This window comes from Parvimonas sp. M20 (assembly GCF_035282425.1).
Classification (GTDB): domain Bacteria; phylum Bacillota; class Clostridia; order Tissierellales; family Peptoniphilaceae; genus Parvimonas.
On the sequence record NZ_JAYKBQ010000107.1, the window covers coordinates 1 to 330 of the forward strand.

Annotated in this window: 1 protein-coding gene; it reads left to right on the plus strand. The window is 31.8% G+C overall.

Annotated features, from left to right (window positions below):
- Positions 1 to 330 (plus strand): hypothetical protein (locus VJI93_RS09410; protein WP_324000523.1); only part of this gene is annotated, 330 nt, incomplete at both ends.

Sequence of the window (330 nt, forward strand, 5' to 3'; positions counted from 1 at the left end):
CAAGATAACTTACAAGAATACTACAGGACAAGTACAAAAGGTTGTAATAAAGGATAAAATACCTGCACATACAACTTATGTGGAAAATTCTGCAGACAATGACGGTGTCTTTGACAATGGAGAAATCACTTGGACAAAAGAAAATGTAGCAGATGGAGAAACAGTAGAAGTTACATTTAAAGTAAAAGTAGATGAGAATGTAAATGGAGAAGAAATCAAAAACAAGGCAAATGTAGTAGATGGAAGTAATGATTTTGATACAAATGAAACAACAAATCCAACAGCAACAAAGCCAGTAAAAGATGTTTTTGATAGTAAAGATACAAATAC